Annotated in this window: 22 protein-coding genes; 17 read left to right on the forward strand and 5 right to left on the reverse strand. The window is 67.2% G+C overall.

What is annotated here, in order from left to right; translation table 11 throughout:
* Positions 1-37 precede the first annotated feature (37 nt).
* The 13 genes from folK (at position 38) to ROA7023_RS09190 (ending at position 9,900) form a co-directional block, all read left to right on the forward strand.
* On the forward strand, positions 38-646 hold the full coding sequence (gene folK / locus ROA7023_RS09130) for a 2-amino-4-hydroxy-6-hydroxymethyldihydropteridine diphosphokinase (RefSeq protein WP_085878709.1): 609 nt from the start codon (positions 38-40) through the stop codon (positions 644-646).
* 98 nt (positions 647-744) lie between these two features.
* Positions 745-1,104: a DNA-directed RNA polymerase subunit omega gene (rpoZ, locus tag ROA7023_RS09135; RefSeq protein WP_085878710.1), complete on the forward strand. Its 360-nt coding sequence runs from the start codon at positions 745-747 to the stop codon at positions 1,102-1,104.
* A gap of 40 nt (positions 1,105-1,144) precedes the next feature.
* Positions 1,145-3,289 (forward strand): RelA/SpoT family protein, encoded by a 2,145-nt coding sequence (locus tag ROA7023_RS09140; RefSeq protein WP_085878711.1) that lies wholly within the window; start codon positions 1,145-1,147, stop codon positions 3,287-3,289.
* Between the two features lie 25 nt (positions 3,290-3,314).
* Positions 3,315-3,938 carry a DUF2062 domain-containing protein gene (locus tag ROA7023_RS09145; RefSeq protein WP_085878712.1) on the forward strand — a complete coding sequence of 208 codons (624 nt, stop codon included), beginning with the start codon at positions 3,315-3,317 and terminating at the stop codon, positions 3,936-3,938.
* A gap of 99 nt (positions 3,939-4,037) precedes the next feature.
* Positions 4,038-4,778 carry a pyridoxine 5'-phosphate synthase gene (locus ROA7023_RS09150; RefSeq protein WP_085878713.1) on the forward strand — a complete coding sequence of 247 codons (741 nt, stop codon included), beginning with the start codon at positions 4,038-4,040 and terminating at the stop codon, positions 4,776-4,778.
* Positions 4,775-5,080 (forward strand): Dabb family protein, encoded by a 306-nt coding sequence (locus ROA7023_RS09155; RefSeq protein WP_085878714.1) that lies wholly within the window; start codon positions 4,775-4,777, stop codon positions 5,078-5,080. Before ROA7023_RS09150 ends, ROA7023_RS09155 begins: the two co-directional genes overlap by 4 nt.
* A gap of 25 nt (positions 5,081-5,105) precedes the next feature.
* Positions 5,106-5,561 carry a hypothetical protein gene (locus ROA7023_RS09160; RefSeq protein WP_085878715.1) on the forward strand — a complete coding sequence of 152 codons (456 nt, stop codon included), beginning with the start codon at positions 5,106-5,108 and terminating at the stop codon, positions 5,559-5,561.
* Entirely contained in the window at positions 5,558-5,956 is a 399-nt protein-coding gene (acpS, locus tag ROA7023_RS09165) for a holo-ACP synthase (RefSeq protein ID WP_085878716.1), read from the forward strand. The genes ROA7023_RS09160 and acpS overlap by 4 nt, the downstream gene beginning before the upstream one ends.
* Before the next feature lie 162 nt (positions 5,957-6,118).
* Positions 6,119-6,955 carry a signal peptidase I gene (lepB, locus tag ROA7023_RS09170; protein ID WP_085878717.1) on the forward strand — a complete coding sequence of 279 codons (837 nt, stop codon included), beginning with the start codon at positions 6,119-6,121 and terminating at the stop codon, positions 6,953-6,955.
* 5 nt (positions 6,956-6,960) lie between these two features.
* Complete coding sequence (gene lepB / locus ROA7023_RS09175; RefSeq protein ID WP_159458471.1) at positions 6,961-7,911, forward strand: signal peptidase I; 951 nt, start codon at positions 6,961-6,963, stop codon at positions 7,909-7,911.
* Positions 7,908-8,591, forward strand: a complete 684-nt coding sequence (gene rnc, locus ROA7023_RS09180; RefSeq protein ID WP_085878719.1) for a ribonuclease III — start codon at positions 7,908-7,910, stop codon at positions 8,589-8,591. The genes lepB (ROA7023_RS09175) and rnc overlap by 4 nt, the downstream gene beginning before the upstream one ends.
* A 71-nt stretch (positions 8,592-8,662) precedes the next feature.
* Entirely contained in the window at positions 8,663-9,568 is a 906-nt protein-coding gene (gene era, locus ROA7023_RS09185; RefSeq protein WP_085878720.1) for a GTPase Era, read from the forward strand.
* On the forward strand, positions 9,565-9,900 hold the full coding sequence (locus ROA7023_RS09190; RefSeq protein ID WP_085878721.1) for a DUF1491 family protein: 336 nt from the start codon (positions 9,565-9,567) through the stop codon (positions 9,898-9,900). The genes era and ROA7023_RS09190 overlap by 4 nt, the downstream gene beginning before the upstream one ends.
* Here the strand turns inward: ROA7023_RS09190 and ROA7023_RS09195 are convergent.
* Positions 9,897-10,508, reverse strand: coding sequence for a Pr6Pr family membrane protein (locus ROA7023_RS09195; RefSeq protein WP_085878722.1), 612 nt, complete (start codon positions 10,506-10,508; stop codon positions 9,897-9,899). The two genes, ROA7023_RS09190 and ROA7023_RS09195, sit on opposite strands and share 4 nt — an antisense overlap.
* 70 nt (positions 10,509-10,578) lie before the next feature.
* On the opposite strand from ROA7023_RS09195, the gene recO reads away from it, so the two are divergent.
* Complete coding sequence (gene recO / locus ROA7023_RS09200) at positions 10,579-11,304, forward strand: DNA repair protein RecO (protein ID WP_085878723.1); 726 nt, start codon at positions 10,579-10,581, stop codon at positions 11,302-11,304.
* Between the two features lie 29 nt (positions 11,305-11,333).
* Here the strand turns inward: recO and ROA7023_RS09205 are convergent, their stop codons facing one another.
* The 3 genes from ROA7023_RS09205 to ROA7023_RS09215 all read right to left on the reverse strand — a co-directional run bounded on the left by ROA7023_RS09205 (position 11,334) and on the right by ROA7023_RS09215 (position 14,525).
* Positions 11,334-12,356: an NAD-dependent epimerase/dehydratase family protein gene (locus tag ROA7023_RS09205; RefSeq protein WP_085878724.1), complete on the reverse strand. Its 1,023-nt coding sequence runs from the start codon at positions 12,354-12,356 to the stop codon at positions 11,334-11,336.
* A gap of 87 nt (positions 12,357-12,443) precedes the next feature.
* Complete coding sequence (locus tag ROA7023_RS09210) at positions 12,444-12,839, reverse strand: META domain-containing protein (RefSeq protein WP_085878725.1); 396 nt, start codon at positions 12,837-12,839, stop codon at positions 12,444-12,446.
* A gap of 12 nt (positions 12,840-12,851) precedes the next feature.
* Positions 12,852-14,525: an acyl-CoA dehydrogenase family protein gene (locus ROA7023_RS09215; RefSeq protein ID WP_085878726.1), complete on the reverse strand. Its 1,674-nt coding sequence runs from the start codon at positions 14,523-14,525 to the stop codon at positions 12,852-12,854.
* A gap of 90 nt (positions 14,526-14,615) precedes the next feature.
* Between ROA7023_RS09215 and ROA7023_RS09220 the strand changes: the two genes are divergently transcribed.
* Entirely contained in the window at positions 14,616-15,440 is an 825-nt protein-coding gene (locus ROA7023_RS09220; protein WP_306372481.1) for a sulfite exporter TauE/SafE family protein, read from the forward strand.
* A 48-nt stretch (positions 15,441-15,488) separates the two neighbouring features.
* On the opposite strand, the gene ROA7023_RS09225 is transcribed toward ROA7023_RS09220, so the two are convergent.
* Positions 15,489-17,087 carry a phosphoenolpyruvate carboxykinase gene (locus ROA7023_RS09225; RefSeq protein ID WP_085878728.1) on the reverse strand — a complete coding sequence of 533 codons (1,599 nt, stop codon included), beginning with the start codon at positions 17,085-17,087 and terminating at the stop codon, positions 15,489-15,491.
* 300 nt (positions 17,088-17,387) lie between these two features.
* Here ROA7023_RS09225 and ROA7023_RS09230 point away from each other — a divergent pair, with 300 nt between their 5' ends.
* Positions 17,388-18,089, forward strand: coding sequence for a response regulator transcription factor (locus ROA7023_RS09230; protein WP_085878729.1), 702 nt, complete (start codon positions 17,388-17,390; stop codon positions 18,087-18,089).
* 15 nt (positions 18,090-18,104) lie between these two features.
* Positions 18,105-19,850: a sensor histidine kinase gene (locus tag ROA7023_RS09235; RefSeq protein ID WP_085878730.1), complete on the forward strand. Its 1,746-nt coding sequence runs from the start codon at positions 18,105-18,107 to the stop codon at positions 19,848-19,850.

Genomic DNA, 19,850 nt, shown 5'->3' on the forward strand with positions numbered 1-19,850 from the left:
GTGGTATCGAGGTCCGGCAGGGATGGGGGCAATGTAAATGTTCGGTGACGAGGATCAAGGCAATGCGGTGGCCGGAACCGGTCATTTCGTGCTTGTTGCCGCAGGGGCAAACGAGGTGACCGAAGGGAAATCTCCGGCAGAGCGCGTGGCGGTCGCCTTCGCCGCACTGCCCGGGCGGCTGCGGGGCCCGGTCCGGCCGAGCCGGTTCTACCGCTCGCCCGCCTTCCCGCCCGGGGCCGGGCCGGACTACGTGAACGCCGCGTGCGTGGCGCGGACGCCGCTCGGCCCGCAGGAGGTCCTGGCAGCGCTGGACGCGCTGGAGGCCGAGGCGGGGCGGGTCCGGGGGCAGCGCTGGGGTGCCCGGGTGCTCGACCTCGACCTGATCGCCTGGGACGCGGAGATCCTGCCGTCGGAGCAGACGTTGCGGCACTGGATGTCGCTGCCGCTGGACCGACAGATGCACGAGGTGCCGGACAGCCTGATCCTGCCCCATCCGCGGATGCAGGATCGCAGTTTCGTCCTGCGGCCGGCGGCCGAGGTGGCGCCGGACTGGCGGCATCCGCTGCTCGGACGGACAGTCGCCGAGCTTCTGGCGGCGCGGCCCCAGCAGGAGCGCGACGCCGTGGTGCCCGTCGCCGGCGGATAGGCGCGGGCCCAGATCGGTTTCGCCTTGTCAATCCCTCTCGTGCGGAGTATGGCTCCAATCTCCGAAGACCACATTTATTGCAAGACACTGGAGGCCCCATGGCCCGCGTTACCGTCGAAGATTGCGTAGACAAGGTTCCAAACCGGTTCGAGCTCGTGATGCTTGCCGCCCACCGGGCGCGTGAGATCAGCGCCGGCGCACCGCTGACCGTCGACCGCGACAACGACAAGAACCCCGTTGTGTCGCTGCGTGAGATTGCCGAAGAGACCCAGCAATCCGACGATCTTCGCGAGCGCATGATCGAGGCCCAGCAGACCCAGATCGAGGTCGACGAGCCCGAGGATGACGCGATGGCGCTCCTGATGGGTCAGTCGGAGCCGGCGGACAAGCCGGTCGACGACGACATGTCCGAGGAGAAGCTGCTTCGCGCTTTGATGGAGGCGCAGGGCCAGCGCTAAGCGGCGCCCGGCGGGCACTCCGATGCTTGAGCGGACCCGGATGACGACCAGTTGCGACGCCCTGATTGGTCTGGTCCGTTCCTATAACCCCCGAAGTGACGAGGCGCTGCTGCGCCGCGCCTATGACGTTGGCGACGAGATGCACGCCGGCCAGATGCGGCGCTCGGGCGAGCCGTATTTCACGCATCCCGTCGCCGTGGCGATCATCCTCGCCGAGATGCAGATGGATGACGCCACGGTCGTCACCGCCCTGCTTCACGACACGATCGAGGACACCAAGGCCAGCTATCCCCGGGTGGAAGAGCTGTTCGGTCGCGAGATCGCCGAGCTTGTGGATGGGGTCACCAAGCTGACGAACCTGCAGCTGAGTTCCAGCGAGACCAAGCAGGCCGAGAATTTCCGCAAGCTCTTCATGGCGACCAGCCGCGACCTGCGCGTGACGCTGGTGAAGCTGGCCGACCGTCTGCACAACATGCGCACGATCAAGTCGATGGCGCCTGAGAAGCAGGCCCAGAAGGCGCGCGAGACCATGGACATCTACGCGCCGCTGGCCGGGCGCATGGGGATGCAGTGGATGCGCGAGGAGCTGGAGGATCTGGCCTTCCGCGTGCTGAACCCCGCGGGGCGGGAATCGATCATCCGGCGGTTCGTCACACTCCAGAAGGAGGCCGGCGACGTGGTCGAGAAGATCACCGCCGACATGACGCTGGAGCTGAAGAAGGCGAAGATCGAGGCCGAGATCCAAGGCCGCGCCAAGAAGCCCTACTCGATCTGGCGCAAGATGCAGGAGAAGGAACAGGGCTTTTCCCGGCTCTCCGACATCTACGGCTTTCGGATCATCACCGAGAACGAGGCCGATTGCTATCGTGCGCTGGGCGCGATCCATCAGCGATGGCGGGCGGTTCCGGGCCGGTTCAAGGACTACATCAGCCAGCCCAAGTCCAACGGCTACCGCTCCATCCACACGACGGTTTCGGGGCGCGACGGCAAGCGGGTCGAGGTGCAGATCCGCACCCGCCAGATGCACGAGGTCGCCGAAACCGGCGTGGCCGCGCATTGGTCCTATCGTGACGGCGAACGGGTGGAAAACCCCTTTGCCGTCGATCCCCAACGCTGGATCGCCGCCCTGACCGAGCGCCTGGACGACGGCCATGACCACGACGAGTTCCTCGATATGGTCAAGCTGGAAATGTACACCGACCAGGTGTTCTGTTTCACGCCCAAGGGGGACGTGATCAAGCTGCCGCGGGGGGCGACGCCGATCGACTTCGCCTATTCGATCCACACCCGGATCGGCCATGCGACCGTCGGCGCCAAGGTCGACGGGCTGCGGGTGCCGCTGTGGACGCGGCTCAAGAACGGCCAGTCGGTCGAGATCATCACCGCCGAGGGGCAAAGCCCGCAAGCCACCTGGATCGACATCGCGGTGACCGGGCGCGCCAAGACGGCGATTCGCCGGTCGCTGCGCGAGGAAGATCGCGAACGGTTCATCAAGCTGGGCCAGGAACTGGCGCGCGTCGCCTTCGAGCACGTCGGCAAACGGGCGACCGAGAAGGCCCTGCGCACGGCCGCCAAGGCGCTGGCTTTCGAGAATACCGCCGACATGCTGGAAAAGCTGGGCTCGGCCGAGTTTCCCGCCCGCGAGGTGGTGGCGGCGATCTATCCGGACCTCGCCGACCGCGGCAAGGGCGAGGAGATCGACGCCCGGCGTGCGGTTCTGGGCCTTGCGCCCGGCCACAGCCATGCCCGCGCCGCCTGCTGCCAGCCGGTCCCCGGAGAGCGGATCGTCGGCATCACGATGCGCGGCAAGGGCGTGGTCGTGCATGCCATCGACTGTGCCGTGCTGGCCCGGCACGAGGACAACCTCGACCGCTGGGTCGACCTGCACTGGCAGGAGGGCACCCACCCGCCGGTCAACACGGTGACCCTGGATCTGGCGATTATCAACGACGCGGGCGTTCTCGGGCGGATTTGCACATTGATCGGAGAGCAATCCGCCAATATCTCCAACCTGAAGTTCATCGACCGAAAATCGGATTTTTTCAGATTGCTGGTGGACGTGGATCTGCGCGATGCGGAACATCTGCACAGGGTCATGACGGCGCTGGAGGCCGACAGCAACGTGGCCTCGATCACGCGCCACAGGGATCCGAGACGCGCGGACGAGGTCGAAATCGGCGCCTGAGAGCGGCGTAGGGGAAGGGCGGGACTTGGTCTTCAAGCGCAGGGACAGACGCCCGATCTGGCAGGTGGTGTTGCGATTCATATGGCCGCGCGGGGGCTGGGGGCGGGCCGCCCTCTACGTCCGCCACAGGCTGCGCCGCCTGCCGGACACGCCCGAGAAGATCTGCCGCGGGATCTGGGCCGGCGTCTTCGTGACCTTCACCCCATTCTACGGCCTGCATTTTCTCGTTTCGGCGATCATCGCCATGGTGATGCGGGGCAACCTGCTGGCCGCGTTGCTGTCGACCTTCTTCGGCAATCCGCTGACTTACGTTCCGATCGGGATCGTGTCGCTGAACATGGGCTACTGGCTGCTCGGCACCCGGCCGGGGGAGGGGTTCCACGAGAGCTTCCTGCAGAAGTTTTCGGGCGCGGGGCGGGATTTGTGGCATAATTTCAGCGCCATGTTCACGCCGGAGAAGGCCGAATGGGCGCGGCTGGCGCGGTTCTACCACGAGGTTTTCCTGCCCTATCTTGTGGGCGGGATCATCCCGGGGATCGTTGCTGCGACCGTTTGCTACTATCTCGCGTTGCCGGTCGTCCGGGCCTATCAGAACCGGCGCAAGAAGATGCTGCGCGCGAAGCTCGAGAAGTTGCGGGCCCGGGGCTGAGCGCGGCGCGGGCAGACCCGCGGCGGGGATGTCGCGGCCCGTTGCAATCCGGGCCGCGACGCCTATCGTCCGCTGACATCATGACGGGAGGCGCGGGCCATGGAACGGCTGAGGCTGGGTGTGAACATCGACCACGTGGCGACCGTGCGCAACGCGCGCGGGTCGTCCTATCCGGACCCGGTCCGCGCGGCGAAACTGGCCGAAGAGGCCGGCGCCGACGGGATCACGGCCCACCTGCGCGAGGACCGGCGGCACATTTCGGACGCCGATATCGAAGGGTTGATGGCGGCGTTGACGCTGCCGCTGAACTTCGAGATGGCCGCCACCGACGAGATGCAGTCGATTGCCCTGCGCCACCGGCCCCACGCTGTGTGCCTCGTGCCGGAACGGCGCGAGGAGCGCACCACCGAGGGCGGGCTGGAGGTCGCGCGCGAAGAGAACCGGCTTGCCCATTTCATCGCACCGCTGGCGGAGGCCGGCTGCCGGGTGTCGATCTTCATCGCCGCAGACCGCGCCCAGATCGAAGCGGCGAACCGGATCGGGGCCGCTGTGGTGGAACTGCACACCGGGGCCTATTGCGACGCCCATGCCGAGGGACGCATGGAGGAGCGCGATGCCGAGCTCGAGCGGCTGCGCGGCATGGCCTCGCTTGCTCACAGCCTGGGGCTTGAGGTTCATGCCGGCCACGGCCTGACCTACGAGACGGTCGGCCCTATCGCCGCATTTCCGGAAGTGCGAGAATTGAACATCGGCCATTTCCTGATCGGCGAGGCGGTGTTTCGCGGGCTGGGGCCGGCGATCGCCGAGATGCGCCGGTTGATGGACGAGGCCCGGGCATGATCGTGCATGTCGTGCTGTTGCGCCTGGCCAGAGGCTGGGACGCCGCCGAGTTGGCCGATGTGATGGACGGGCTTGGCGTCCTCTCCCTGCCGGGTCTTCTGGGGTTCCGGCACGGGCCGAATCTGGACGCCGAGCGGAAGTCGCCGCAGTTCCCCTATGGCTTCGTCGTGGACTTCGCGGACCGCGCCGCGCTGGATCGTTATGCCGCCGATCCGGGGCACCAGGCGCTGGGGGCGCGGCTTGTGGCCTTGTGCGAGGGCGGCGGGGACGGCATCTTCGTGGCCGACCTGGACGCCGGATGACCGGGCCGAGTGCAAGGAGCATGACATGATGAAGGTTCGACACGCGGCGCTGGCCGGTCTCGTGGCGCTCGCGCCGATGACGGCGACGGCCGAGGCGATCGTGCGCGATTGCGACACCTACCAGGCGAACGCGCGCAATCTTTCGCGCCCGTTCGACGAGGCGACACGGCTATTCGCGAACGGAAACGCCGCCTTTCTGAGCCTGGCGCTGGGCGAACCGGCGTGCTGCGGGGCGCATATGATGGTGACGCTGCTTCCGGCCGATGAGCCGTTTGCGCTCTGCGCCCTCGTCACCGACGCGTCCGAGATGGGCTGGTCCCGCCTGTCCCTCGCCGGGGCGCAGGCGGGCTATGACCCCGCGATCGGGCTGGTCGTGGCAATCCCCGGCGAGCGGTTCGATTCGGTCGATTTCGTCCCGTTCGTTCTTCAGGTCACCGTCAATCAGGCCACCGGCACCGTCAGCGCGGTCGAGCTGCGGTGATTCTCGGCATCGGCACGGACCTTGCGAATATCGAGCGGATCGAGCGGACGCTCGACCGGTTCGGCGACCGGTTCCGCAACCGGGTCTTTACCGAGACAGAACAGCACAAGGCGGAGCGGAGGCGGGATGTTGCCGGCACCTATGCCAAGCGCTGGGCCGCCAAGGAGGCCTGTTCCAAGGCGCTGGGTACCGGCTTGCGGATGGGCATCGCGTGGAAGGACATGGCGGTGTCGAACCTGCGCACCGGGCAGCCCGTGATGCACGTCACCGGCTGGGCCGCCGAGCGGCTGTCAGACATGACGCCGCAGGGCCATCGGGCGATCATCCACGTCACCCTGACCGACGATCATCCATGGGCCCAGGCCTTCGTTGTCATCGAGGCGCGGCCTCTGTGACGGGGCGGTGGACGGTGTACGACGCTCGGCCCGCGGCAGGCCGCGGACCATCGCCCCGCCCACCGTCCCCTGCTGGCACGGCGACGGGGCAAGGGCGTAGCTTGACAGGGCGCGCGGCGGCGCTCATGTAGCGGCCAACCAAAACAAGGGGACAGGCACATCATGGCTGAGAAAGAGGGTGTCCTGCACAGCATCTGGGAGACCGTGAAGACGGTGGTCTATGCGTTGTTGATTGCAGGGATCTTTCGCACGCTGTTCTTTCAGCCGTTCTGGATCCCGTCCGGGTCGATGAAGGATACGCTGCTGATCGGGGATTTCCTCTTCGTCAACAAGATGGCGTATGGCTATTCCTACGCCTCCTGTCCCTCGATCCGGATTCCGGCGCTGGGGGTGGATATCGGCGCCGACGATTTCTGCGGCGTGTTCCAGGGTGCGGAGGACCGTCTTTGGGGCAGCGAGCCCGAGCGCGGCGACGTGGTGGTCTTTCGCCACCCGGTCACCGGGCGCGATTTCATCAAGCGGCTGATCGGCCTGCCCGGGGACCGGATCCAGATGCAGGACGGCCAATTGATCCTGAACGGCACGCCGGTCACCGTCACCGACGCCGGCATCTTTGAGGAAGAGTTCGCACCGCAGGGCCCCCAGGGGCTGCGCCCGCGCTGCGCCAACGGGGCCGTCGGGGCCGGGGCCGTTTGCGAAAAGCGCCGGTTCACCGAGACCCTGCCCAACGGCGTCTCGCACGACATCCTCGACATCCGCAGCCAAGGCTACGACGATACCGGAGTCTACACGGTGCCGGAGGGGCATTACTTCTTCATGGGCGACAACCGCGACAATTCGCGCGACAGCCGCGAGCCGCAGGCCTCGGGCGGTGTCGGCTTCGTGCCGCGTGAGGATATCGTCGGCCGCGCGGACCGGATCATCTTTTCCTCCGCGGGGCGTTCGATGCTGTATTTCTGGACATGGCGCAGCGACCGGTTCTTCAAGGCAATCGACTAGGGCCGATGGGGGCAATACGCGCCTTTTTCGTCGGCGGTTTCGACTGGAACGGAACCACCGGCAGAGCGTCGGTCGTTGTCGGATTGCTGACCTTCGGCCTGATCCTGGTCGTCAGCCCGTCGTTGGCCGAGGCGACGGGCGGGCGCCTGACCTTGCGGCAGGTGGTCTTTGTCCTCTCTGCCCTCGTGACGGTCCAGATGTTCGGCACGATCGTGCGCCGCCTGCACGACGCAGGGCGCAGCGGCTGGTGGCTGTTGCTGGCCGCAATCCCCTACATGCCGATCCTTCTGATGCTCGCGTTGCTGGCGCTGCCGCCGACCGAGCGCGGCCGCCGCTGGGAGCCTGCCTCGAGCCGCCGTCTGGCGCTTGGGTTGACCCTCGTGCTGGCGCTGTTCATGGCGAGCCGGGCGTTCTGGACCGATCACCTGCTGGCCTCCGAAGCGATGAGCCCGACCCTCTGGCAGGGCGATTACGTGGCGGCCGCCACGCTGTTCCGCGCACCCCGGCGGGGCGACATCGTCGTCTATGACGCGGGCCCGGCCCAGCCGGGGGCGCTGCAGGTCATGCGGGTCGTCGGGCTTGCCGGCGAAACGGTGCGGCTCGGCCCCGAGGGCCCCGAGATCGACGGAGCCCCCGTCCCGCGCGAGACCGGCGCCGCGGGCGTGCTCGAGACGCTGCCCGGCGGGCCGGCCTATGACGTGGTCCCCGAAGGCCAGCCCGGCGGCCCCTACGTCGCGGTGACCGTGCCGGCGGGCGCGGTGCTGGTGCTCGCGGACAATCGGCTGCTGGACGCGGCCTTCGCCTCGCAGGCGAGCCTGGAGGCGCATGTCATCTCCGAGGCGAGCGTGCGGGCGCGGATCGTCCTGGTGCTCGCCTCCAGCGCCAGCTGGCGCGGCGGGGTTCCCGCCTGGGTCCGGGGCATGCGCTGGGACCGGGTCTGGAGCGTGCCGGTATGAAACTGGGCGCGGACCTGCGCGGCTTTTGCGAGCGGTTGGGCCATGACTTCGCGCAGCCCGATCTGCTGATCCAGGCCCTGACACACCCCTCGATGGCAAGTCCGACCCGAGGCGACAACCAGCGGCTGGAGTTCCTCGGCGACCGGGTGCTGGGGCTGGTGATGGCGGAGGCGCTCTTCGATGCGGACCGCGACGCTGCAGAGGGCCAGCTTGCGCCGCGCTTCAATGCGCTGGTGCGCAAGGAGACCTGCGCCGACGTCGCCCGCGAGATCGACCTCGGCACCGTGCTCAAGCTGGGCCGCTCCGAGATGCGGTCGGGCGGGCGGCGCAAGGAGGCGCTGCTGGCCGACGCGATGGAGGCGGTGATTGCCGCCGTCTATCGCGACGGCGGGTTCGATGCCGCGCGGGCCATGGTGCTGCGGCTTTGGCACAGCCGGATCGCCTCGGTCGAGGCGGATGCGCGGGATGCCAAGACCGCCCTGCAGGAATGGGCGCAAGGACGCGGCGAGCCGCCGCCCGAGTATCTGGAGCTGTCGCGGCAGGGCCCGGATCATCAGCCGGTCTTCACCATCGAGGTGCGGCTTTCGGGCGGCCAGCGGGCACAGGCGACCGCGGGGTCGAAGCGCCAGGCGGAACATGCGGCGGCGCGGACGCTGCTGGAACAGGTGAGCGCGGGCTAGACGCCGCGCTTTCGCTGGTGGATGCGCGGGAAATCCGCTAGGACCCGCGATCAGGATTTGGAGAGGGTCGGATGACCACACGTGCGGGCTTTGTCGCCCTGATCGGAGAGCCCAATGCGGGCAAGTCGACGCTGACCAACCGGCTGGTCGGCGCGAAGGTGTCGATCGTCACCCACAAGGTGCAGACGACACGGGCGCGGATCCGGGGCGTGGCGCTCGAGGGCGACGCGCAAATCGTTCTGGTGGATACGCCGGGCCTGTTTCGCCCCAAGCGCACGCTGGACCGCGCGATGGTCGCCGCCGCCTGGGGCGGGGCATCCGACGCCGATATCGTGGTGCTTCTGATCGAGGCGCACCGGGGCATCACCGCGGGCGTCGAGGCGATCCTCGAACGGCTTCAGGACCTGTCCAACCGGGCCAGGGTGGCGCTTGCGATCAACAAGATCGACCGCGTCAAGGCCGAGGTTCTGCTGGCGCTGTCGGAAGACCTGAACAGCCGCTTTCCCTTCGCCGAGACCTTCATGATCTCGGCCGAGCGGGGCTACGGTTGTGACGACCTCAAGCGGTGGCTGGGCGATGCGCTGCCCGAGGGGCCCTGGCTTTATCCCGAGGATCAGATCGCGGATCTGCCGCTTCGGATGATCGCCGCCGAGACCACGCGCGAGAAACTGACCCTGCGCCTGCACCAGGAGCTGCCCTATCAGCTGACCGTCGAGACGGAGAGCTGGGAAGAGCGCGAAGACGGAACGGCGCGGATCGACCAGATCGTCTATGTCGCCCGCGACGGCCACAAGGGCATCGTCCTCGGCCACAAGGGCGAGACGATCAAGGCCGTCTCGAAGGCGTCGCGCGAAGAGCTGGAGGAGTTCCTGGGCCGCCGGGTCCACCTGTTCCTTCAGGTCAAGGTGCGGCCCGGCTGGCTGGACGAGGCCGAGCGGTTCTCGGAGATGGGGCTGAACATCAAGGACGGAAAGTGACCGCGAGGCTTGCGTCCGGGCTTTGGGTGTCGGCCTATTTGCATCGGCTGCAACTGGAGAACATCCCGGCCTATGTCGTGGCCCGGGGCGATGCGACGTCCGGGGCCGTCATGGTCAAATGCGCCACTCTCGATGGCCGGGCGACCTGCCATGAGCGCCTGATGGATCTTCAGACGGGCGGGCGCCGCTGGGACTGCGTGGTCGACGGGCCCGAGGCCGAGGTCGACGCCCGCATCGCCCGCGCCCGGGCGCGGGACCCCGACCTCTGGGTGATCGAGGTGGAAAGCCGCGAGGGGCGGCATCTTCTGGATGCGCCTGGGCTCGACGGCTAAGCGAGCGGGCGGATCCTTGCGGCGGCCACCAAGAGCCCCCCGATGATCAGGAAACCCGCCCCGATCCCGCCGATCCAGCCCAGCGTGACGGGCCAGCCCTGCTCGGCGGCGTTGAGGAAATGGTAGGGATAGATCCCGTCGAAGCTGGCCCGCGTCAGCGCATAGACCACGTAGACCGTCGGATAGCCGACCCAGATCAGCATGTCGGCAAAGCCAAGGTCCCCTTTCGGGGCAAACACGGCCCAGTGCAGCACCGTCAGCACCGGCACCACGCTGTGCAGCATGTGATCGACCACCAGGTCCAACCCGGTGTAGTCGTTCGTGTCGGCAAGCAGCAGGTGATAGACCGCGCCGGTGATGACGATCGGCACGACCAGCCCGGCGTGAAGCCGGGCAGAGCCGGCACGCCCCCGGACCGCGAGCCAGACGAAGACCGCGGCGATGGCGGCGTTTGTCAGGATCGTGAAATAGAGCATCAGGTCCCAGACCGCCCAGAGAAACGTCAGATCCGCGCCGGTCATCTTCAGCCAGACTCGGGTCGCGACCGCCCAGAGGGCGAGGGCGCCGGTCAGACCGGTGGCGGCTTGGTGGGGTCGGGTCATATGCATGCTGCGCTGTTTCCCTTCTGGGCCGGATACCGGCAAGATAGAGCGACAGAAGACGAGGAACACCGACGCAATGCAATGGCGTGACACGGGCGTGCTGCTGGTGCGCCGGCCCCACGGCGAGACCAGCGTGATCGTCGAGGTCTTTACCGAGGCGCATGGCCGCCATGCCGGGCTGGTCCGGGGCGGGGTCAGCGCCCGGCTTGCCCCCGTCCTGCAGCCGGGCAGCCAGGTGGACGTCGCCTGGTCGGCGCGGCTCGAGGATCATCTGGGCACGTTCCGGGTCGAGCCGATCCGCTCTCGGGCGGGGGTGGTGATGAACGACCGGCTTGCGCTCGCGGGGCTGAATGCGATCTGTGGCTTGCTGGCCTACGCCCTGCCCGAGCGAGAGGCCCACGCAGAGATCTATGCCCGCTCAGTGACCCTGCTCGACCTTCTGGGCCGCACCGATGCCTGGCCGCTGGCCTATCTTCGCTGGGAACTCGCGCTGCTGGAGGATCTGGGCTTCGGGCTCGACCTCGGCACCTGTGCCGTGACCGGGCGCAGCGAGGGGCTGGCCTATGTCTCGCCGCGCACCGGCCGTGCGGTCAGCGCCGAGGGCGCCGGGGACTGGGCGGACAAGCTGCTGCCGCTGCCGCCCGCCCTGCTGGGCGGGGGCACCGGCCCGGACCAAGAGATCCTGGCCGGCCTCGGCACGACGGGCCATTTCCTGGCCCATTGGCTGGCGCCGGCGCTGGGCGATCAGCCCATCCCCGCCGCGCGGGAGCGCCTGATGGCGCAGCTTGCGCGAAGCCTCTAGTCGACGGCGAACCGGCCCCCGCAGCCGGTTCAGGCGACCAGCGGGTCGGCCTTGTCCGCATCAAGGATCATCTGGGCGCTCTTCAGCAGCGCATCGTCGCTGGCGACGAAGGGACGACCCAGAAGCTGCCGCGTCGCGCTGTTGTCGATGGCAAGCGGGCGGCCGATGTCGGGCAGGATACCGCGCAGCGCCGGGTCGAACAGGCCGAGCAACCGCAGCAGGACCCAGGGGGCGGTCTTCGTCGCGATCTTGCGGTGTGGAAAGCTCTCGGCGAAGAGCTTCGCGATCTGCGGCATGCGACGGACGCTGTCCGCCGCGACGAGGCGCTCTCCGATCGTCTCGGGTCGCTCCAGCGCCACAAGGTGCAGGGCACTGGCGTCGCCGAGATCGACGACCGGCAGGCCAAGGTCGGGCTGCATCGGGTCCTTGCCTGACAGGATCCGCTCCACAAGCTTCATCGAGGTCCCGAAATGCCGGTCCATCGGTGTGCCGACCACGAGGCCGGGATGAATGGTCGTCAGCTGCATCCGGGGATGGTCCGAGACGAAATCCCAGGCGGCCTTCTCGGCCAGGGTCTTCGATTTGACATAGGCTGTCGCCGCGGGATGGGTCACGTCGGTCCAGTCCGAGGGGCCGTATGCGTGGCCCGCCAGGCGCTTGGCATAGATCATCGTCACCATCGAGGCGGTCAGCACAACGCGCCGCACCCCGGCTGTGTCCGCGGCGCGCAGGGCCCGCAGGGTGCCATCAACGGCGGGGCGGATCGTCTCGCGCTCGTCCTTGGGCGCGGACATCGGAAAGGGCGAGGCGGTGTGGACGAGCGCATCGACCCCGGCCATCGCCTGCGCCCAGCCGTCGTCGCGGTTCAGGTCGAGCGTCACGAAGGACAGCCGGTCCAGCCCATCGGGGCCGAGGGCAGTGCGCACCTCGGCGGCCTTGGTCGCGGACCGGACGGTGCCCCTGACCACATGCCCCGCGTCCAGCAGTTCGCGGGCGATGCGTTTGGCCAGAAAGCCCGAAATTCCGGTCAACAGAACCGTTTGCTGCGTCATTGCGCGTGCCTCTCTTCTGGTCGGACTCCGTCCTGACATGGGGTCGGTGAGCGGGCTTTCAACGCCGTGGACGGACGGCTTGCCCGGTCACGGCCCGCCGGAGATCCGCCGGAAGCGCAGGGCCGTGCCCGCGGCCGTGGTCAGCACCAGCGTGGCGCCGCCTGCCGGAACGAATTGCTCGCGGACCTGCGAGAGTTGGCCAAGGTAGACCTGCTCTGCCGCAAGGGCCGGGCAGGCCGACTGGGTGACCGACGGGACATCGAGGATCAGCACCGAGGGGCTCTGCCGCTCCAGCTTGCCGTTGTAGCTGTTGCAGGGTGCGCGGCCCGCGTAGCTGTCCGATCCCAGGCCCAGGAACGCCTGGCCGGGGAACGGCACGCCGCCGATGCTTTCGAGCTGCCAATGCAGTCGCGGCGGGTAGTCTCGGGACTGGGCGCAGGCGGCCAGAAACAGGCCGGCCGCCATGAGTGCGAACCTTTTCATGTGCTCAGGATGCTACCCCAGAAGCCGGCGCGCAATGACCTGCGCCTGTATTTCGGCCGCGCCTTCGAAGATGTTCAGGATACGCGCGTCGCAAAGGATGCGGCTGATCTTGTATTCCAGCGCGAAGCCGTTGCCGCCGTGGATCTGCAGCGCATTGTCGGCTGCGGCCCAGGCGACGCGGGCGCCCAGGAGCTTGGCCATCCCGGCCTCGAGGTCGCAGCGCTTGTCCTCGTCCTTCTGGCGGGCCGAGAAATAGGTAAGCTGCCGGGCCACCATGATCTCGACCGCCATCATCGCCAGCTTGCTCGCGACGCGGGGGAAGGCGATCAGCGACTTGCCGAATTGCTTGCGGTCCTCGGCGTATTGCATCCCGGCGTCCAGGGCGGACTGGGCGACGCCGATCGCGCGGGCGGCGGTCTGGATCCGGGCGGATTCGAAGGTCTGCATGAGCTGGCGAAAGCCCTGGCCCTCTTCGCCGCCCAGAAGGTTGTCGGCCGGGACGGGAAAGCCATCGAAGGCCAGCTCGTATTCCTTCATGCCGCGATAGCCCAGCACCTCGATCTCGCCGCCGGTGATGCCCGCGTCGGGGAAGGGGGCGGCATCGGTTCCGGGCGTCTTTTCGGCCAGGAACATCGACAGGCCACGATGGTCGGTGCTGTCGGGGTCGGTGCGGGCGAGCACGGTCATCACCTGGGTCCGCGCGGCATGGGTGATCCAGGTCTTGTTCCCGGTGATGGCATAGCTGTCGCCGTCCTTGACCGCCCGCGTCCGCAGGGCGCCAAGGTCGGATCCGGTGTTGGGCTCGGTAAAGACCGCCGTGGGCAGGATTTCTCCGGAGGCGAGGCCGGGCAGCCATTTCTCCTTCTGGGCGTCGGTGCCGCCGCAAAGGATCAGCTCGGCCGCGATCTCGGACCGGGTGCCAAGCGAGCCGACGCCGATATAGCCGCGCGAAAGCTCTTCGGAGACGACGCACATGGACGCCTTGGACAGGCCGAAGCCGCCGAATTCCTCGGGGATCGTCAGGCCGAAGACCCCCATCTCGGCCAACTCGGCGATGGTCTCCATCGGGATCAGCTCGTCCTTGAGGTGCCAATCGTGGGCATGGGGGTCGATCCGCTCGACGGCATAGCGCCGGAACTGCTCTCGGATCATCTCCAGCTCGTCCTCGAGGCCGGTGCGGCCGACGGTGATATTGGCGCTGTGCTCCTGCATCAGGGCCACCAGACGGGCGCGGGCGTCCTGGGTGTTGGCGTGGCGGATCAACTGCGCGACCTCTGGCGGCATCACGGCGGGCGTCACGCCCAGATCGGCCAGGCGGACGATCTCTCCCTGGCTCATGGGGATGCCGCCGAAGATCTGGGCGAGGTATTCGCCGAAAGCGATCTGGTGCAGCAGCGCCTCGGTCTCGCCGAAGGTGCCTTCGGCGGTCAGGCGCTCGGCCCAGTCCTGCATCTGGCGCAGCGCCGCGACATAGGTGGCGAGCCAGGCCAGCCCATGGGCCGCCGTCTGATGCGCCTCGAGCAGGGTGGCCGAAAGGCGGCCGTCCTCACCGAGCTCGGACCGAAGACCGTCGGTGGCGTCCCTCAGGATCTGCTCGACCGGGGGCAGGGCCGCCGCGGTAAGCGTCAGCAGGTCGGCCAGGACGGGGCCGTGGGCATGGGTCATGTCTGCGCCGTCGTGGGGCATGAAGAGCTCCTTTTTTCGCAAGCGCAGAGGTAAGGCGTTTGCAATTGCAGCGCAATAATAATTCGCGCGGATACCTCATCAGGAACGGAAATGACGCAGAGAATTCCTGATGCGCCGGTTTCTGCTTCGCGCTATTGCCCCGGCATGGAAGTCCTCACAGCGCTCATGCCCCTGGAATACATCGTCTTCGCCGTCGCGGTCACCCTTCTGGCCGGAGTGGTCAAGGGGGCGGTCGGATTCGCGATGCCGCTGATCATGATCTCGGGCCTGGGGATGGTGCTGGAGCCGCGGCTGGCGGTGGCCGGGATCATCCTGCCCATCGTGCTGTCGAACGGGCTGCAGGTCCTGCGGTCGGGCCTCGGCAACGCCCGCGACGCGATACGGGAATATGCCGTCTACATCGTCATCGTCTGCGTCATGATCCTGGTTTCGGCGCAGTTCCTGACCGTGATTCCGACCGAGGTGATGTTCCTGGTGCTGGGCATCCCGGTGACCCTGCTCTGCGCGATCCAGCTGGCCGGGCTTCGGATCATCATTCCCCCCGGGGGGCGTCGCGCGGCCTCGCTTGTCGCGGGGTTCCTGTCCGGGACGCTGGGGGGGCTCGCGGGAACCTGGGGGCCGACGACCGTGCTTTACCTTGTCGCGGTCGAGACACCCAAGGCGCGACAGATCGTCGTGCAGGGGGTGATCTACGGGCTGGGGTCGGTGATGCTGCTTCTGGGGCACCTGCAATCGGGGGTGCTCAACCGGGACACGGTCTGGTTGTCCGGGCTGCTGATCGTGCCTGCGATCCTCGGCATGTGGGCGGGCTTTCGCCTCCATGACCGGATCGAGCAGAAGGCGTTCCGAAAGGTCACCCTCGCAGTCCTGATGATCGCGGGTCTGAACCTTGTCCGGCGCGGCCTGATGGGATGAGCGGCCGGGGACGGGGGTGCGCGGATCCCGCGCACCCCCGTCGTCGGGTCAGCCGATGGCGATCGCTTTCACGTCGTCGTCGATGAACGGCACGTACTGGGCGAAGTTCGCGGCGAACATCTCGACCAGCTCCTCGGCCTTCGCATCATAGGCCTTGGGATCGTCCCAGGTCGTGCGCGGGTCGAGCAGGGCGCTGTCCACGCCCTGCGCGGCGACCGGCACGTCGAAGCCGAAATGCGGGTCGCGGCGGAACTGGCCCTCCGCGAGGGAGCCGTCGAGCGCCGCGGCCAGAAGCGTCCGGGTCGCCTGGATCGGCATCCGGGTGCCGGTGCCGTAGCTGCCGCCGGTCCAGCCAGTGTTGACCAGCCAGCAGGTCGTGCCGTGACGGGCGATCTTGTCACGCAGCAGGTTGCCGTAGACCTCGGGCCGGCGGGGCGTGAAGGGCGCGCCGAAGCAGGTCGAGAAGGTCGGCTGCGGCTCGGTCACCCCACGCTCGGTGCCGGCAACCTTCGAGGTGAAGCCGGACAGGAAGTGATACATCGCCTGCGCCGGCGTCAACCGTGCGATCGGGGGCAGCACGCCGAAGGCGTCGCAGGTCAGCATGATGATGTTCTTGGGGAACCCGCCAAGGCCGCTGTCGCTCGTGTTCGGGATGAACTCCAGCGGATAGGCGCAGCGCATGTTGGCCGTCAGCGAGTCGTCTTCGAAATCGAGCTCCTTGGTGACGGGATCGTAGACCATGTTCTCGATGACCGTGTTCTTCATCGAGCAGGTTGCATAGATCTCCGGCTCGGCTTCGGGGCTGAGGCTTATGGTCTTGGCATAGCAGCCACCCTCGAAGTTGAACAGGCCGCGATCGGACCAGCCATGTTCGTCGTCTCCGATCAGCGTGCGCGAGGGATCGGCCGACAGCGTGGTCTTGCCGGTGCCGGAGAGGCCGAAGAACACGGCGGTGTCCACCGGGTTGCCGGGCGCGTGGTTCGCCGAGCAATGCATCGGCATCACGCCCTTCTCGGGCAGCAGGTAGTTGAGCAGGGTGAATACGGATTTCTTGTTCTCGCCAGCGTATTCCGTGCCGCCGATCAGAATCAGCTTCTCGTCAAAATTGAATGCGATCACGGTTTCGGTGCGGCAGTCGTGACGCTCCGGGTCGGCGAAGAAGCTGGGGCAGTTGATGATGGTCCAGTCGGGGGCGAAGTCGTCGAGCTCGGACGCCTCGGGCTTGCGGAGCATGTGGCGGATGAAGAGGCCATGCCAAGCCAACTCCGTCACCAGCCGCACATCGAGGCGGTAGGTCGGGTCGGCCCCGCCGAAGAGGTCCTGGACGAAGTAGTCGCGCCCGCCCATGTGGGCCAGCATGTCGGCCTTCAGCGCGGCGAAGCCCTCGGGCGACATGGGCGCGTTGTTGTCCCACCAGATAGTGTCCTCGGTCGTCGCGTTGCGCACCACGTGTTTGTCCTTGGGGGACCGGCCGGTGAACTTTCCGGTGGAAACCAGCAGCGTCTGGCCCTGGCCTTCGACACCCTCCCCGCGGGAGACGGCAGCCTCTCGCAGATCGTCCTCGAGCAGGTTGTAATAGACGGCGCCGAGCCCCGTGATGCCCTGATGCTCCAGTTTCATCTGCGGATTGACGCGTCCATGTTCCATTGTCTCGCTCCTCAAAGACCGCGGGTCCGGTCCCGCAGCCTATGTGGTAACACGACGTTTTTGCGTGTGAACAGAGGGGTTTGCCGACGTTAGCGCAACCATGCCGATGTTAGCGCAACCTTGGCGGAGATGCGCCGGAACAAAGGCGTCGTAAATCTGGAATTAACACATTTCCGGCGCAAATGGGACACGGACGGCCATCAGATTCGCTCAAGGGGATTGATTCGCCCCCCGATTTGAGCAGAAGCTTGCAGAAAAGCAGGCATAAAAAATGTTTGAGAGCAGAAGAGGCACAAGACAATGTCAAAAATCGCCCTTGTGGACGATGACAGGAACATCCTGACATCCGTCTCCATGACGCTCGAGGCCGAAGGCTTCGAGGTCGAAACCTACAATGACGGCCAGTCGGCGCTTGACGCGTTCAGCAAGCGGATGCCCGACATGGCGGTCCTCGATATCAAGATGCCGCGGATGGATGGCATGGACCTGCTGCAGCGGATGCGGCAGAAGACCACGATTCCGGTGATCTTCCTCACGTCCAAGGACGACGAGATCGACGAGGTGCTCGGGCTGCGCATGGGCGCGGACGACTACGTCAAGAAACCATTTTCCCAGCGTTTGCTTGTCGAGCGGATCCGGGCCCTGCTGCGCCGTCAGGATGCGATCTCGGGGGACGTGGTCGACGAGTCCGAGGAAGCCAAGATCATGGTGCGCGGGCAGCTTTCGATGGATCCGCTGCGTCACGCGGTGAAGTGGAAGGGGATGGACGTCGCCCTGACCGTGACCGAATTCCTGTTGCTGCAGGCGCTGGCCCAGCGGCCCGGCTTCGTCAAGTCCCGCGACCAGCTGATGGACGTGGCCTACGACGATCAGGTCTACGTGGACGACCGCACCATCGACAGCCACATCAAGCGGCTGCGCAAGAAGATGCGGATGGTCGATGACGAGTTCTCGGCGATCGAGACGCTCTACGGCATCGGATATCGGTACAACGAAGAATAAGTCCGGAGCGGGCGCGTGACAGTGGCTCCCAAGATCGACGTGCGCGACCTGTCCTCGGTCCGCCGCGCGGCCGAAGAGGCCGAGCGCGTCGTTCTGGGCGATGACTGGGTCGCGCCCGACTCCACGGTCGACAAGGAATTGCGCGAGACCCGCAGGCGACGCGGGATCCGGGCGCTTCGCGGATCGCCGCTCGCCCGCAAGATCATCACCTTCAACCTGCTCGCCCTCATCATCCTGGTGGCGGGCGTGCTCTATCTGAACCCGTCGCGCGACAATCTGGGCTACCAGCGGGCCTCCGGCCTTGTGAAAGAGGCCGAGCTCATCGCCAATGTCTTCGAGGCCCAGGTGCCCGGCGGCGCCTCCGACCCGCTCTCGGCGGAGGGGCCCCTCGGTGCGGCGGTGACGCTGGGTGCGCTCGACCTGCGGGGCGGAAGTTCGGTCTTTGTCTTCGATCCCTCGGCGACCCTGATCGCCTCTACCGCCGGGCGTGCGCCGCCCGACCTGCGGCCGATCGAAGGGCTGGAGGAATCCGGCGGCGCGACTTTCGTCACCGACGGGCTCAGCCGATTGTGGAACGGATTTTCCGGGCTCCTCACCTCGTCGCGCGCCGGTCCCGACCCGTTCGACGAGGCGGCGGCCGCACGAAACAGTGTCGCCGCGGCCCTCGACGGGGCCACGCATGTCCAGACCCAGGAGGATGGCAGCGGCCGCACGGTCTACGTCGTCTCGACCCCGGTGATGCGGGGCGGAAACCCGGTCGGGGTCGTCGCGCTGACCTCGCAATCGGCCGAGATCGACGACCTCGTCCTGCACGAGCGCGAGCAGTTGCTGCAGATGTTCATCGTGGGCGTCGTCGTCTCCATCGCGCTCAGCCTGATGCTCGCGTCGACCATCGCCAACCCGATCGCCGACCTGGCCGCCGCGGCCGAGATCGGCCGCGACCGCAACGCCCGCAAGATGTCGCCGCGCCGGGTTCGTATCCCCGATCTGACCGCGCGCCCGGACGAGATCGGCCGGTTGTCGGGGGCGCTGCGCGGGATGGTCTCCGCGCTCTATGGCCGGATCGAAAGCAACGAGCAGTTCGCCGCTGACGTGGCTCACGAGATCAAGAATCCGCTGGCCTCTCTGCGCTCGGCGGTCGGAACCCTGCGCGTGGTCAAGCGCGACGACCAGCGCGACAAGCTGCTGGACGTCATCGACCACGATGTCCGCCGGCTCGACCGGCTGGTCAGCGACATCTCGAACGCCTCCCGCCTCGACAGCGAACTGGTCAAGGAACAGGAAGAGCCGTTCGACCTGATCCACATGCTCGGCAATCTGGCCGAACACCTCGGGCTCGAGGCCGAGGAGAAGGGCGTCGATTTCATCACCGACCTGCCGTCCGAGCCGATTCGCATCCAGGGGCTGGAGGGGCGGCTGGCGCAGGTCTTCGTGAACCTCATCACCAACGCGATCTCGTTCTGCGACCAGGGCGATGCCATCCGCATGTGGGTCCGGCAGCGGGAAAACAGGGTGCTGGTGGTGGTCGAGGATACCGGCCCCGGGATCCCGGACGGGGCCCTGACGAAGGTGTTCAACCGGTTCTACTCGGAGCGTCCGCCGAACCACTTCGGCAACAATTCGGGCCTGGGCCTCGCGATCTCCAAGCAGATCGTCGAGGCGCATGGCGGCGTGATATGGGCTGAGAACATCCGCCCGACAGAGGCCGACCCGACCTCCGAGCCACTTGGCGCGCGGTTCGTGGTGGGCCTGCCGGTCTGA

The sequence above is a fragment of the Roseisalinus antarcticus genome, assembly GCF_900172355.1.
GTDB lineage: Bacteria > Pseudomonadota > Alphaproteobacteria > Rhodobacterales > Rhodobacteraceae > Oceanicola > Oceanicola antarcticus_A.